Here is a 4,789-nt window from a genome sequence, read left to right as displayed (position 1 = left end):
TTATTATTAGAAGAACTGGAAAAGGTCGTCCAAAGCATCGCAGAAACTGCTGAGGAGGCGGGGGTAAAAATAGTATGCGGTGACACCAAAGTGGTAGAGCGTGGCAGTGCGGATAAGATTTTTATTAATACCACCGGAATTGGAGCTGTCCAAGAGCGTCTGGTGGGACCTCAATATATTAAACCGGGGGATTATGTTCTAGTCAGTGGCACTATTGGTGATCATGGGGTAGCCATTCTCGCTGATCGGGAAGGCTTAGAATTCGAAACCCCTATTATCAGTGATTGTGCCCCACTGAACCAATTGATTGATAACTTATATCTGCCGGGGGTCCATTGTATGCGTGATCCAACCAGGGGTGGGGTAGGCACTACTTTAAATGAGTTGGCCCGTCAGGCAAAGGTCAGTATTCTGCTTGAAGAAGAAAAACTTCCGCTTCATCCCGGTGTGGCCGGTGCCTGTGGTATGCTGGGTTTAGATCCATTATATCTTGCTAATGAAGGAAAGGTTCTGGTGATCGTCTCACCTGAGGTGGCAGATGAGGTTCTATCCCGAATGCAGAAGCATCCCCTTGGCCAAAAGGCAGCTATTATCGGTCGGGTAGAGGAAGCTGACCCTGGGCTTGTTTTACTTAAGACTCCGCTAGGTGGAAAGAGAATTGTGGGTATGCTGGAAGGGGAGCATTTACCGAGGATTTGCTAATGTATAATTTTAGACTACCGGGACTAAGGATATTCGCTGGGAAAAAGGAGGTTTGAGATGCGAGTTGCAGTCATTGATGGCCAAGGCGGCGGTATAGGTAAACATATAGTGGAACAACTGCGCAAGAAAATGCCTGATCTTGAGATACTAGCCCTTGGAACAAATGCTCTGGCAACAGGTGCCATGCTCAAGGCCGGGGCTACGGAAGGAGCATCCGGTGAGGCTGCTATTTGCTTTAATGCTGATCGGGTGGATATTATAGCCGGTTCTTTGGCCATTGCCACAGTACACGGGCTTCTTGGGGAGATTACGCCGGCCATTGCCGGAGCAGTATCCTCAAGTCCAGCTCTTAAGCTTCTCATACCCATTCAGAGAAATAATATTATTGTGACGGGAACTACCCGTATGCCTTTGCCCCATCATGTAGAACAATTAGTTAACGAGGTGGAAAAAAGGTCGGAGGGTTAAGGAAAGTAAAAATAGGGAACGGCCTCTGTGTCGTTCCCTATTTTTTATGAGGATTTCGAGTGAAGAGAAGTAGGGCTTCCAGGCTTAAGGATTAGTTTTTTCCGTTTGTTTACCCTCGTTATTAGCAGGGGTTTCATTGGGTTGGTTAGTCTTATCCCCTGTTGTAGGCTTCTGATCATTGTTTTTATTGTCTGGGATAGGAGTGGCTCCGCCGGCAGCTTCGTGAGCTGTTCCCGGTCCCGAAGTTTCACCGGCATTGGGATTAGCAGGACCGCCTGCCGCTGAGCCGATGGCCAGATTTGCCTGGAGCTGTGCTTGACGAGCCAAGTCTATACCTTCACCCAGTACACGGAGGGCTTCATTGGGACTATGGAAGCCCATACTGTTTTCCGCAGCAATGTAGTCCCACCGCCAATGAGCTTTGCGATGTAAGTCCCGTGCCTTATCCATAGCATCGGCTTTGGCATTGGGGTTTTTATCCGCGGCGGCAATGGCATCAATGGCATCAGAAAGAGCTTTTTCCAATACGGTTCTTGTCTGGAACACCTTATCCTGAATACCAATGACCTGATTCTTTAGGTACTCTTCGCTTTGTCTATGGCAAGTCTGACAAGATTCGGCAATGGAATTCAATGGGCTGCGAATATGATGGGAGGTAATTTTTGAAGTACCCTGCTTGACATAGGGCATATGACAGTCAGCGCAGGCGACGCCGTTAGCGGCATGGACACCTGTGGAGCTTAACTCATAATCAGGATGCTGAGCTTTAAGCATAGGAGCCTGAGTGTCCTTGTGGTTCCAATCTTTAAACTTAATCTCTTCATAATATTTTTCGGCATCATTAGCAGTAAGACCATACTTCCAAGGATAAGTAACCCTTTTGGTCTCCGGCTCAAAGAAATACTCCACATGGCATTGGGCACAGACCATCGTCCGCATCTCTTGGCGGCTGAATTGATTCGGATCGATACCCCGCTCTTTCAAAGCGTTTAGCAAGGTGACACTAGTGATGCGCAGATTCATGGTTTCAGGGTCGTGACAGTTAGCACAGGAAATAGGAATGGTGATCTGGTCTTTTAACTGCGCGAATGGAGTAGACCAGAAGGTGTCCCCCATTTTGTCGACTAATCCCTGAATTTGAGGACTTTTGCAGTTCCAGCAAGAGCTGATAGTTTTGTCTGTTACCCGGAGAGTGGTGGTAACATCTTCGATAGCGTAGACATGACCGCGATCATCGTTATAATCCTCTGAGAAGGGGTAACCGGCAAAAAGCTTCTTCTGTATTGGGTACTTTTCAAGATGGGATTCGGGAAGTGAGCCGCCGTATTTTGAGTTCCCTTTGGTTTGCTCTTTTTGCTTATTCCAGCTGGCGTACTCATCCGGATAGACTTTTCCCCAAACGGCAGGGTCAAGTTCTCCCGCCGGGATCGTGGCTTGAGTTCTAGGTGCGGGGGTGATTTGGGATGTGCAGCCGATAACCAAAATGGCTGATAGCGTTAGAAATAAGGACAGGAGCAAAAGATTTTTCCAAAGTTTACGCATTTATGAGCCTCCAATCTTGCGAATAGGTGTGGAAATTGTTTGTATACCAAAGGATTGGGTACCTTGTCCGTGGGGGGTATTGCGATGGCAATCGAAGCATTGTGGTCCATCGGCAATTTTAATGCGCTCTACGACTGTTTGGTGGCAACGCAGACAATTGTTTTGAATGACACTTTGACTCCATTCTGTTGTATGTATAACAACCGGTTGGTCAAAAGCATTTTTATAAACATCTTTTAATCCGGAATATCCCTTATAGACTAGGGAATAAGCGATATTAGGACCGTGATAAAGATGACAGTCTTTGCATCCGACAAGTGTTTCGCGATGAGCACTATGGAGCTGACTTTCATAAGCATCCTCCATAATGTGGCAAGTAGTCCCGCAATATTGAGTCGTCGAAGTGTATTCATAAATATAGGCTATAACACCAACGAAGATAGCCAGAACCGGAATACTTACCACCAGGAGCTTTTTAAACTTTCGTGGTATGGGTGCCAAAAATCTAACCCCCTTTCATATTTTTGTTTTAGTTAGTATGATGTTTTTGCAGTTCTTTCATGCACTATGTTTAAAGTGAAGTGGCTGTTAATGGGCTTTACAGCCGTAAAAAATTTGGTACAATAAAAGTTGGACTAAACAAAGGAGGAGTTCGCAGTGTCTGGACATTCTAAGTGGGCGAATATTAAACATAAGAAAGCAAAGGCTGATGCCCAAAAAGGCAAAATTTTTACGAAACTTGGCAGGGAACTCATTGTTGCGGCACGAGCAGGCGGTGGGGACCCGAATAATAACTTTCGTTTGAAAATAGCTGTTGAAAACGCCAAAGCGGCTAATATGCCTAATGACAATATCCAAAGAGCTATCCAAAAGGGAATCGGTGGCGGTGAAGGGGAAAGTTATGAAGAGCTGCGCTATGAAGGCTATGGTCCCGGTGGAGTGGCTGTAATGGTTGATATCATGACCGATAACCGGAATCGGACTGCCGGAGAAGTACGCCATATCTTCTCCAAGCATGGCGGAAATCTCGGTGAAACAGGCTGTGTCAATTGGATGTTCACGGAAAAAGGCCAGTTAATTATTCTCAAAGAGGACTTTGAACTGGAAGAAGATGAATTAATGCTGATTGCCCTGGAGGCTGGTGCAGAAGATATGCAGCAGGACGACGAAAGCTTTATCATCTATACAGCACCGGATGAGATGGAAGTTGTCCGGCAAGCCCTAATCGATAATGGCATTGTGATTGAAGAAGCTAAAATCAATCAAGTTCCGCAAAACACTGTGGAGATAGCTGATCTTGAGCAAGCGAAGAAGCTCGTTCGCATGATGGAACTACTCGAAGATCATGATGATTCTCAGGGGGTCTATGCGAATTTTGAGCTAGCAGATTCGATTAACGAAGAAGATTTGGATTAAGATTTTAAAGATAAGATTAGTAGTTTAAGAGCTCAAGCGAAATTCCGGCGCAGAGCTCTTTTCTGGTTAGAGGCAATAATCAACTGCAGCCAAACTCACTTTAAGGTGCTTAACCATTACTCAGACAAGGAATATACCGCCTTCCTGTCGAATCTTTTATGAGATAGAAAGGAAGGCGTTTATGCTTATATTAGGTATTGACCCTGGGACAGCTATTATGGGGTATGGTCTAATCGAAAAAAAGGGAAATCGACTGTTACCCATCGATTACGGCTGCTGGCGAACCCCTGCCCATACACCAATGTCGGAGCGGTTACTGATGCTCTATAATGACATTGATGCCTACATAAAGAGCACTAAGCCCCAATATGTAGCAGTGGAAGAACTTTTTTTTAATCGCAACACTACCACGGCGATCTCGGTAGGACAGGCTAGAGGAATTGTTTTACTGGCCGCCGCCCAAGCCGGTTTATCCGTTTATGAATACACGCCGTTACAAGTTAAACAGGCGGTAGCAGGCTATGGTAAAGCCGACAAAAAGCAAATTCAGCAGATGGTCAAGGCCTTGCTTGGGTTACCGGAAATTCCAAAACCTGATGATACGGCAGATGCCTTGGCTATTGCCATTTGCCATGCGCACAGTGTGAATTTGCTGAACAGA

At 45.9% G+C, this 4,789-nt stretch carries 6 protein-coding genes; 4 read left to right on the top strand and 2 right to left on the bottom strand.

Annotation, left to right across the window (positions count from 1 at the left end):
• Both hypE and AC1U9U_RS15550 read left to right on the top strand, forming a co-directional pair.
• On the top strand, positions 1–702 hold a 702-nt coding region (gene hypE, locus AC1U9U_RS15555; RefSeq protein WP_479961465.1), incomplete at its 5' end, for a hydrogenase expression/formation protein HypE.
• 57 nt (positions 703–759) lie between these two features.
• Complete coding sequence (locus AC1U9U_RS15550; protein WP_479961464.1) at positions 760–1,170, top strand: DUF3842 family protein; 411 nt, start codon at positions 760–762, stop codon at positions 1,168–1,170.
• Between the two features lie 84 nt (positions 1,171–1,254).
• Here the strand turns inward: AC1U9U_RS15550 and AC1U9U_RS15545 are convergent, their stop codons facing one another.
• Both AC1U9U_RS15545 and AC1U9U_RS15540 read right to left on the bottom strand, forming a co-directional pair.
• On the bottom strand, positions 1,255–2,712 hold the full coding sequence (locus AC1U9U_RS15545; RefSeq protein ID WP_479961463.1) for an ammonia-forming cytochrome c nitrite reductase subunit c552: 1,458 nt from the start codon (positions 2,710–2,712) through the stop codon (positions 1,255–1,257).
• A complete protein-coding gene (locus tag AC1U9U_RS15540) occupies positions 2,713–3,213 on the bottom strand; it encodes a cytochrome c3 family protein (RefSeq protein WP_479961462.1) in 501 nt (166 codons plus the stop codon). It lies immediately after the preceding gene.
• Between the two features lie 156 nt (positions 3,214–3,369).
• On the opposite strand from AC1U9U_RS15540, the gene AC1U9U_RS15535 reads away from it, so the two are divergent.
• On the top strand, positions 3,370–4,128 hold the full coding sequence (locus tag AC1U9U_RS15535) for a YebC/PmpR family DNA-binding transcriptional regulator (protein WP_479961461.1): 759 nt from the start codon (positions 3,370–3,372) through the stop codon (positions 4,126–4,128).
• Between the two features lie 181 nt (positions 4,129–4,309).
• A partial coding sequence (gene ruvC, locus AC1U9U_RS15530; RefSeq protein WP_479961460.1) for a crossover junction endodeoxyribonuclease RuvC occupies positions 4,310–4,789 on the top strand: 480 nt, incomplete at its 3' end.

Source organism: Desulfitobacterium sp. (assembly GCF_982384815.1).
This window is presented reverse-complemented; position numbering and strand designations above follow the sequence as displayed.

Coding starts and splice junctions, on each gene's coding strand:
- AC1U9U_RS15550 (WP_479961464.1), top strand. CDS start 760: ATGCGAGTTGCAGTCATTGATGGCCAAGGCGGCGGTATAGGTAAACAT.
- AC1U9U_RS15545 (WP_479961463.1), bottom strand. CDS start 2,712: ATGCGTAAACTTTGGAAAAATCTTTTGCTCCTGTCCTTATTTCTAACG.